The organism is uncultured Nevskia sp., from assembly GCF_903885465.1.
Lineage (GTDB): Bacteria > Pseudomonadota > Gammaproteobacteria > Nevskiales > Nevskiaceae > Nevskia.
Genome location: NZ_CAISIQ010000079.1, coordinates 1 through 8,546, shown reverse-complemented (window position 1 = coordinate 8,546; position 8,546 = coordinate 1). Strand labels below are relative to the sequence as shown.

Annotated in this window: 8 protein-coding genes and 2 pseudogenes; 1 reads left to right on the top strand and 9 read right to left on the bottom strand. The window is 63.9% G+C overall.

Annotation, left to right across the window (positions count from 1 at the left end; translation table 11 throughout):
* The 7 genes and pseudogenes from QZY06_RS03010 to QZY06_RS02980 form a co-directional block, all read right to left on the bottom strand.
* A pseudogene (locus QZY06_RS03010) lies at nucleotides 1-217 on the bottom strand (hypothetical protein); the annotation flags it as partial.
* A gap of 44 nt (nucleotides 218-261) precedes the next feature.
* Complete coding sequence (locus QZY06_RS03005; RefSeq protein ID WP_295680009.1) at nucleotides 262-1,371, bottom strand: NADH:flavin oxidoreductase/NADH oxidase; 1,110 nt, start codon at nucleotides 1,369-1,371, stop codon at nucleotides 262-264.
* A gap of 1 nt (nucleotide 1,372) precedes the next feature.
* Complete coding sequence (locus tag QZY06_RS03000) at nucleotides 1,373-1,702, bottom strand: 2Fe-2S iron-sulfur cluster-binding protein (protein ID WP_295680006.1); 330 nt, start codon at nucleotides 1,700-1,702, stop codon at nucleotides 1,373-1,375.
* The gene (locus tag QZY06_RS02995) at nucleotides 1,699-2,985 is read right to left on the bottom strand and encodes a cytochrome P450 (RefSeq protein ID WP_295680002.1); all 1,287 of its coding nucleotides are present in this window, start codon (nucleotides 2,983-2,985) and stop codon (nucleotides 1,699-1,701) included. Before QZY06_RS02995 ends, QZY06_RS03000 begins: the two co-directional genes overlap by 4 nt.
* A gap of 29 nt (nucleotides 2,986-3,014) precedes the next feature.
* Nucleotides 3,015-3,434, bottom strand: coding sequence for a nuclear transport factor 2 family protein (locus QZY06_RS02990; RefSeq protein ID WP_295679999.1), 420 nt, complete (start codon nucleotides 3,432-3,434; stop codon nucleotides 3,015-3,017).
* A 49-nt stretch (nucleotides 3,435-3,483) separates the two neighbouring features.
* Nucleotides 3,484-4,464 carry a phosphotransferase family protein gene (locus tag QZY06_RS02985; RefSeq protein ID WP_295679996.1) on the bottom strand — a complete coding sequence of 327 codons (981 nt, stop codon included), beginning with the start codon at nucleotides 4,462-4,464 and terminating at the stop codon, nucleotides 3,484-3,486.
* A gap of 9 nt (nucleotides 4,465-4,473) precedes the next feature.
* Nucleotides 4,474-5,637 (bottom strand): hypothetical protein, encoded by a 1,164-nt coding sequence (locus QZY06_RS02980; RefSeq protein ID WP_295679993.1) that lies wholly within the window; start codon nucleotides 5,635-5,637, stop codon nucleotides 4,474-4,476.
* A 105-nt stretch (nucleotides 5,638-5,742) separates the two neighbouring features.
* Here QZY06_RS02980 and QZY06_RS02975 point away from each other — a divergent pair, with 105 nt between their 5' ends.
* The gene (locus QZY06_RS02975; RefSeq protein ID WP_295679990.1) at nucleotides 5,743-6,732 is read left to right on the top strand and encodes an AraC family transcriptional regulator; all 990 of its coding nucleotides are present in this window, start codon (nucleotides 5,743-5,745) and stop codon (nucleotides 6,730-6,732) included.
* A gap of 292 nt (nucleotides 6,733-7,024) precedes the next feature.
* Here the strand turns inward: QZY06_RS02975 and QZY06_RS02970 are convergent.
* Both QZY06_RS02970 and QZY06_RS02965 read right to left on the bottom strand, forming a co-directional pair.
* Nucleotides 7,025-7,861: pseudogene (locus QZY06_RS02970) on the bottom strand (transposase); the annotation flags it as partial.
* A 172-nt stretch (nucleotides 7,862-8,033) separates the two neighbouring features.
* Nucleotides 8,034-8,546: TetR-like C-terminal domain-containing protein (locus QZY06_RS02965; protein WP_295679987.1), on the bottom strand; the 513-nt coding region annotated here is incomplete at its 5' end.

Genomic DNA, 8,546 nt, shown 5'->3' with positions numbered 1-8,546 from the left:
GCTCGAAGCGATGGCCGTCGGCGAGTAGTTCGGCCTCGAAGCCGACCAGGTCCGCCGCGGTCAGCAGCTGCTCGTCGTGACCGACGACGACCTCACGCCAGTTGCCGCCAAGCCTGCCCGCGCGTTCGGCAACCAGGGCACGGATGCGGTCATGGAAGTGACGGGTGGTGCGCGTGCGCTCCGGCGTCCCCCACTTGGTTTGCAGATCGGATGACATGGTCGCTCCTGGTTTTCGTTCTTGTGTGGATTGCGCGTTTGGTTTCAGGCGTTGTCGCGGGTCACGACCCTGCGCTTGAGCCAGGCCGCGTACTGCGGCGGCAGCACGTCCTGCGGTTGCTCCACGCCCAGTTCGCGCGCGGCGCGGTACGGCCAGTGCGGCTCGGCGAGCAGCGCGCGGGCCGGGATGAACAGATCGGCCTGCCCGTCGCGGATCAGGCGATCGGCGTCGGCCGGGCTGTCGATCATCCAGCCGACGGCGACCGGCACGCCGGCCTGCTCGCGTACCTGCCGGGCGATCGGTGCCATGAAGCCGGGCCCCCAAGGCACGGCAGAGACGTCTGGACTGTTAAGGCTGAGGCTTACATCAATCAGGTCGACACCGACTGCGTGCAGCGCTCGCGCAAGCTGGATGCCTTCGTCCAGGGTCTGGCCGCCATCGACGAAATCGCGAATGCCGAGCCGCACGAACAACGGCAGGTGTTCCGGCCAGACCGCGCGTACCGCGGCGACGGTCTCCAGCGCTAGCCGGTCGCGGTTGTCGGCACTGCCGCCATACCGATCCTGACGCTGGTTGGCCAGCGGAGACAGGAAGCTGTTGACCAGATAACCGTGCGCGAAATGCAGTTCCAGACACTGGAAGCCGGCATCCAGCGCACGCCTTGCGGCAGCCGCGAACTGCTGCGGCAGCCGCGAGATCTCGTCGAGTTCCAGTGCCCGCGGCACCCTCGGCAAGTTGCCGCCGAAGGCGAGGGCGGATGGCGCGACGATCTCCCAAGCGAGCGGATCATCGGCCGCCAGATGATCGTCACCCTCCCACGGCCGATTGGCGCTGGCCTTGCGGCCGGCGTGCGCGAGTTGGATGCCCGGCACCGCGCCACGTTCGGCGACATAGCGGGCGCAGCGACTCCAGGCTTCGGCCTGGGCATCGTTCCACAGGCCAGCGCAACCCCGCGTGATGCGGCCTTCCGGCGCGACGGCCGTGGCTTCGGCAATGACCAGCCCGGCGCCGCCGGCGGCGCGGGCGCCGAGGTTGACGAGATGCCAGTCGTTGACCACGCCGTCGACGGCCGAGTACTGGCACATCAGCGATACCGCGATGCGGTTGCGCAGCGTCAGGCTCTTGATCGTGTAGCAGTCGAAAAGGCCGGGCATGTCAGTGCTGCGAGGCCGCGACACGGACGATCATGCCGTTCAGTGCATCGGTGAGCGGCACCTGGCAACTCAGCCGGCTGGTCGGCTGCGGCTCGTTGGTGCAGGCGAGCGTGTCCTGCTCCAGGGTATCGGCGGCGCGCAGCTTCGCGAACCAGCGCTCGTCGATATGGCAATGGCAGGTCGCACAGATGCAGTTGCCGCCACAGGAGGCTTCGATACCCGGAATCTGCGCGGCCGTTGCGGCCTGCATCAGGCTCTCGCCGGCAACCGCTTCGACGGTGTGCTCCTTGCCGGTCGGATCGATGAACACGATGGTGATGCCCATGCTCATGGCCTCGCCGCGTGACGCAGCCAGGCGTCAACCCCGGCTCCGCGCGTCGACAGCCTGGCCTTGCCGGGCGGGAACCTGATCGGCACGCGCGACATGCCCTGCACCTGGCCCTTGGTCCAGTAGCGCGGCGCTTCCATGTCGATGCTGTATTCGGGAATGCGCGCCAGGAACTCGTTGAGCACCACGCGCGCTTCCATGCGGATCAGGTGCTGACCGAGGCAGACGTGCAGGCCGGTGCCGAGCGCCAGGTGCGTGTTGCGCGCGCGATCGAGAATGAAGACATCCGGATGCGGGAAAGCGCGCGGGTCGCGATTCGCGATCGGCAGCACGATCATCACCTGCTGGCCGGGTTTCATCGTGCAGCCGCCGATGGTGACCTCTCGCTTCACGGTGCGGCCGATCGGTGCTGGCGTGTAATAGCGCAGGAACTCGTCCACCGCGGTGTTCATCTTTTCCGGCGAGCGCACCAGGCGACGGCGCAGTTCGACGTCCCAGCCGAGGCGCCACAGCGCGGTGCCGATCAGCTTCGCGGAGTTCTCGATGCCGCCGATCAGCAGCACGGTGGAAAAGCCGAGCAGCTCCTTCTGGCTCAGGCGCTCGCCGTCGACCACCGAGTTGATGACCTGCGACAGGATGTCGTCGCCCGGGTCTTTCTGGCGGCGCGCGATATTGCGCTCGAAGTAGGCATACATCTGCTCGATCTTCGGGATCGCGGACGCGCGATCGGTGATGAATTCGTGCGTCAGCGCCGTGGTCCAGCTATCGAACATCGGGCCGTCTTCGGGCGGAAAGCCGAGCATCACCGCAGTGAGGATCGACGGCACCGGATCGGCGAGGATGCGGCCGACGTCGGCCCGGCCGGACTCGATGAAGCCATCCATCAGCTCGTGCACGGCGGTATGGATGGCGTCACCGAGGGCGGTGACGTTGCGCGGCATGAACGAGAGATTGACCAGGCGCCGTGCGCGCATGTGCTCGGGCTCGTCCTGCTCGGCCAGCATCAGCGGTTCGGTGACGGCGTACTTCGGAAAGATGATGCCGTCGTTGGAGAAGTTCTCCGCGTCGCGGTCGATGCGTTCGCAGTCGGCGAAGCTGGTCACCACCCAGAAGCCACCATGGCGTTCGCTCCAGCCGACCGGCCGGTCTGCGGCAAGCGCCGCATCGCGAAAGGCTTCGTAGTAGGCGAAGGGCGTGCCGTCGGGACCGAGCGGCGTGTCGAGATGGTCGTAGTTGGCGTAGAAGGATTCGGCGTCGGCGACGGGCCTTGGAACGGGTGCGTTCATGGTGCGTTTCTCGGTAGCGTGAGACGGCTTCAGCTCGTGGCGCGCAGTTGCGTCTGTACGGTCGCGAGGTCCCAGTAATCGCGTTCCTCGGTCGCACGTCCCTGCGTGTCGAAGCGGAACACCGAATTGCCGCGCACCCGGAAACGTTTGCCCGGCGTGGCGCGGCCGATGGCGAACAGATCGAGCTCGGCCATCTCGCCTTCCCAGGTCCATTCGACGACACCCTCGCGTTCGTTGCCGAGGTAGGCCGTCGGGATGAAGCGATGGCTGCCTGCTGCCGGCACGAAGAAGCCGCCGAGGAATTCGCTGACCGGTTGCCAGCCGTTCAGGTCGAGCCCGAGGGGTACGTCCGCGAAGCGCACCTGCGGGTCGTACAGCCTGCGCAGCGCTTCGAGATCGCGCTGGTTGAAACTCTGTTCCAGCCAGCGGTCCGCCCATGCCATGTTCATTGCTTGCTCCTCGTGCCGACGTTGATTGGCTTGCTGTTGTTCAAAGGTGCTACTGCATGGTCACTCGCCGTTGGGCGAGATCCAGATACAGCGGCACCACCGCGCCCCAGCTGGCGAAGCGCGGATCGGTGGCGCGGCCGGTGCGCGACAGGTGATGGCCGAGCGCGATGATCGAGGTGACCTTGCACAGCGCCAGCGCTTCGTAGCGGCGCAGGTCGCGTGCGCTGCGCTGGGCGGCGCGCTGCCATTCGTCGATCACCTGTTCGCGCGACCACCAGCCATCGATTTCGAAGCCGGCGTTGGCGAACGAGACTTCGCCCTGATCGTAGAACTGCAGCATGTAGCCGAGGTCGGTCAGCGGCTCGCCGATGGCGGCCATCTCCCAGTCCAGCAGCGCCTGCAGCCGTGGCCCCTGCCACAGGCAATTGCCCTGCTTGGGATCGCCGTGCACCGGCGTCATCGGACCTGAGGCTGCAGGCGGATCGGCGCGCAGCGCTTCGAGCAGATCGATCAGCCCCCCTTCGGCTTCTGCCTGCACGGCCACATTGAGCCAGTGCGCAATCTCCTGCGCGACGCTGCGCGCACCCGTTGGCATCAGGGATGCCGGCTGACGATGCAGCGCGGTGACTGCGCCAACCCACTGGCTGCACATCGAGGCCACGGTGTCGGCATCGGCGCGCTTCATCCAGTCCGGTGCCACATGGTCGAAGGCTTCGCCGTCGAAGCGCTGCATCAGGAAGAAGGGATCGCCGATCACCGAGGCATCGGTGCACAGCTCGTACATCCTTGGCACCGGCGGGCCGCCCGCGGCCTTGCCCACGGCATCGAAAATCGCGTGCTGGCGCGCCATGTCGTAGGGCGGCAGCAAGCCCTCCTCGGAGGGCGGCATGCGCAGGATCCGATCGATGCCTTCGATCAGATAGGTCTCGTTCGAATGGCCGGTGGACAGCGCGACGATGCGGGTGATGCGCGCGCCGTCGGAGAGATAGCTGCGCAGCCCGCGGGTCATGGACTCCAGATCGCGTGCCATGGCCGTTGCCTAGATGAAGGAGCGTTCGGCAGTCAGGCCGTACTCGGGCCAGGGACCGACCAGTACCGACTCAAAGATGCCGTAGCCAACGGCATCGCCTTCGCGGATGCGAATAGGGCAGTCGCGCAGTTGATGGATGCGGCGCAAGGTGGCGTCGTCCATGGTGTCGTCGATCTTCTCGCCATCGATGAACGGATCGCCGCGGTACATGCCGTGCTTGTTGCCTTCGAAGCCGAGGTATAGCGCGGTGCCGAGATGGAAGCCGGCTTCGCCCGGTACTTCGATCTCGACCGTGCGGTTGTCGCCGTTGAGCATGTCGAAGTGGATCTTTCCGCCAAGCAGTCGACGGCTGCGATCGTCGTACTTTAGCTCCGGGCGAATCCGCGCGATGCGTTCCTGGCTACCATCCTGCAGGTTGCGATAGCCCGAGAAATAGAACGGCTTGTGATCGCGCATCTGCAGGTAGTAGTGATACTCGTAGCGCTCGCCGTTGGGCCGTTCCATGAACATCGGCGACCAGTTGAGCAGGAAGGACATGTTGGCCATTTCCTTCTCGCCCCAGTTTCGTGCGGGCTTCAGGTCTACCGGCGAGGCGCCGACATCGAGACGCACGCCCCAGGAGTGATCGCGGAAGGCGATCCAGTCCTGGCTGTTGATCTCCTCGCGCCGTCCGTCAACGGAAATCCAGCCGGTAACGCTCCCCGCCTGGTGATAGCGAACGATGTCCGACACGGCGCGATAGCCGCCTTCATCGTGCTGCAGATGACGGTCTTCGCAGAACGGCGGGTTCAGCGCGGTGAACTCCACTTCGAAGGCGATCGGCTGGGTGTCGTTCGCTTCCAGGCGAATCCGCAGCTTCTTCAGCGGTTCGATTATCTCGTAATGCAGCGGGCCGACGCCCATGCCGATCGGATCGCTGGATAGCACTCGCGAGCCACGCACCGTCCATTGCTCACGGCCACGCGAGACACCGCCGAAGCCGTCCATGACGTTGCGGTTCTGGTATTTGCCGAGGCCGAAATCGATCTGCAGCGAGCCATCCTTCTTCGGAATCGAGAACCAGATCTTCTCGGTCCAGCCGAGATCGGACTCGTTGACCCTGCCCATCAGGTTCGCGGTCTGGTGATGCAGCAGCTCGTCGGCGGGCATCGGACGGCCGAGGTTGGGGATCATGCGGGCTCCTCCTGCGTTCGTTCTTGTCCGCCGATTTGAAACCGATCACGCCGTCCGGTCTTTCGCGATGTTCCGATTTCTTACAGGTTCTTCCGGCCTTGCGGAGTGACGCCGACGGGCGGAAACTCCGGCGCAGACCGTTCTCGAGAACGGCACCGGATTGAACAGCGACGAGGAGAGATGAAGACAAGCCCCAGCAATGGCGCCAAGCTTGTACGCGAGAGCCGTTTCGCAGCTTCCGGGCGTGCGATCGTGTCTGCGGTTGGTTTCGATCCCGCCTTGTCCAGCGAAGTTTCGGGCTGGAACAATCTCGCGCTGTTCGGCTGGAACGGCTACTGCCGGCAGGCTCAGTTCGAACCGTTTGCAGAACCGGTGATCGTCTATCACGTTGGCGGCGCGCAATCGGTCAACGTCCGCGTCGGGCGACGCTCGGCGCAGCGTACCCATCCGGGATTGATCACGATTATTCCGCCGGCCACCAGAGTCGGCTGGGATATCGGCGGGGAAGTGCATTCCCGCTCGCTGCACCTCAGTTCGCGGTTCTTCGACGGCGTAGCCGACTACACGAAACCGGCACACCCGGAACTACCGTTCCGCTGTGGCGTCCAGGACCCTCTGATCGCAGCTGTCATGGGCACCCTCGAACGCGAAGTCCGAGCACCATCGCAGACCGGCAGCCTGTATGCCGACAGCGTCGCCGATACCCTGGCGCTACACCTGATCAGCACCCATGCCGCGGATACCCGGCCCACCGCCTTCCAGGGTGGTCTTTCAAATCGCCTGCTGCGGCGTAGTCTGGAACGCCTGGAGGCCAGTATCGTTGGCGGTGTGTCGCTGCAGGAACTTGCCGACGAAGCCGAACTCAGCCGAACCTATTTCGCCGATGCTTTCCGGCGTGCAACGGGCGTTGCACCCCATCGCTATCTGACCGAACGACGTCTGGAACGCGCCCGCGAACTGCTCCGAAACACAGCGAAGCCCATTTCGGAGGTCGCCTTGCAGTGCGGCTTTTCAAGTCAGGCGCATCTGAGCACCAGTTTCCGCGCTTCATACGGACTGTCGCCGCGACGTTTCAGAGTTGATTCGGATTCTTAGTCCATGATCGGACTTGTTTACGCTGAGACGCGCAAAGAGGTGTGATGCGGAGCTTGAGTGCTCCATCTGCCAAGAACTGCGATTCGTCGACAATCTGACCCGATAGCCTAGAACTACAACCTGCCGTTATCGATGCCAGGCGAGGGACCGCTTCCAGCCAATTCTGTTGAAAAACCCCCGAGGCGGGTCCGGAAGGCCAGCCTCGTCGTCGCTGTTTGAGGCGGTACTACGCGTCGGCCCTCTTCATCGCTCTTCGCTACCTCTCTTTGTGGTCGTTTCCGAGGTTTGGGCGTCACGCACAGAGACCTATCCTGTAAGGCGGACCCCGCGGCATCAACTTGGCCAGGCGACGAAGGTTCTGCACCGTTGCGGCCAGGGTAATTCGTCGCTTGCGCCGCTCAGGCCACGTAGTCGTAGCCGGTCGAGTTTCAGAATTCGCTTGAGATGCGCAAAGAGCATCTTTACCTTCTTCCGTTCTCGGTGCGAGCGTCGATACTCGGGCGTCTTGGTGATCCGCCGTGCCACGTCGCTGGCCGATTCGTGGATGCTGCGCGCGATCTTCCGCATGGCGGTGTTTGGGCAGCAGCGCTGATTCACAGGGCAGTTCGCATAATGAAGCTGGCTCGTCCGATAAATGACCCTGTCTTCTTTCGTGACGTGCGTTCGTGCTTCGGCGAAGGCCCGACGCTCGCTTAGCAGCGGATGCCCTTCAGGACATCGCTATCGTTGGCCTCTTCATTCCAGATGAAGTCGCTGCGCGAGAAGCCGTCGTCCTCGCGATCTGATTTATCCCACACCGGAATGTGCGGCTCGATACTTTCTCATCGACCATCCGGGCGAGCGTCGGCGCCGTGCCGTAACCGGTTTCGCCGATCAGACGCTCCAGTGTGATCTCGAATCGTGCCTCGGCGCGATCGACCATGGTCTTGGTCGAATCGATTTCCGCGGTGCGGTGCGCAGGAGTTGCCTCGACGTCCATGATCACCCCGTGCTTGACGTCGATCAGATAGTTGGTCGAGAACGCGGGGCCGCCGATGGCGCCAGTCCAGCGCGACTGTGGATCGCTAAGCGACATGCGCCTCGGCGTCGCTTCAACGACGGCTTCATCGTCGAGCGCTTCTAAGACATCAACATCCGCGCCAGCGGCCGATAGGCGAGAGAGTTTTTCAACAGAATTAGCCCAAAGCAGATAGTCGAGATGGAGACCTTCCACTCTGACGCGGCGACCACAATCAACCAATAATCGCTATGCAAAATGGTGTAGTTCAAGCGCTGACCGGTAATGCTCGTCGCTAAATGTCTCAGCGGTGTCCGCCTTTTGCGGCAGTTGTGCTTTGAGATGGCTTGCGGCGCGAGTTCGCGTGCTTGGCATCGGCCGCGAACAACGAAACGGAATCTGCCGCAACGGGGACCGAAATCGCCGTGCGGCGCGCGCGCCTCATGGCCGTGTCGACCTGGGCTCGCCGCGCGCCTTGTCCTACCAGCAGAGCCGCCAGACATTTTTCCCATGCACGCAGTCCGCTTCGGGGTGAGGGAAAAACCCGTTCCATCTCGAGGGTGACCTGGCCGTGAACGGCGGTCCAGAACACCGTCAGGCCTTGACGGGCATCCGGCACCTTGAGCATGCCTGCGTCGCGGCAGCGAGCCACGGCACCAACGCAGAAGTCGAACATCCCCTTCATTCCGCGCGGAGTGTCTAACGCGATGGAAAGTCTTCCGCTGACGAGCGCAACGCGATAGAGGTCTCGATGCTCGAGCGAGACGGAACGATACCGGTGCGACAGGCACACGAAATCGAAAAGCGGATCGTCGGT